At 70.8% G+C, this 318-nt stretch carries 1 pseudogene; it reads right to left on the reverse strand.

The features are described from left to right. Window positions 1-318 (reverse strand): annotated as a pseudogene (locus ADK57_RS17405) (hypothetical protein); the annotation flags it as partial.

The following is a 318-nucleotide window of genomic DNA, read 5'->3' on the forward strand; positions in this document are numbered from 1 at the left end:
CCGTTGGCCTGGGTGTAGGTGGTGTCGGCGGCCGCGGTGCCGGTGAGGGTGCCGTCCTCCGCCTGGTAGGTGACGACGTTGCCGGTGGTGACGGCGTCGGTGGCGCCGAACGGGGTGACGGCCAGGCGGTCGAGGGCGAGGGTGCCGCTGGTGCCGGTCACCTTGACCTTGTTGATGCCGGAGGCCAGGTAGACCCGGTTGGTGGAGGTGGACCAGGCACCGGTCGTCGCGCCGGAGAGCGTCTGGTCGTTGACGGTCTTGCCGTTGACGGTGAGGTCGGCCTGGCCGGTGTTGCGGAAGCGGGATGTCAGGTCCGCG

The sequence above is a fragment of the Streptomyces sp. MMG1533 genome, assembly GCF_001279775.1.
Lineage (GTDB): Bacteria > Actinomycetota > Actinomycetes > Streptomycetales > Streptomycetaceae > Streptomyces.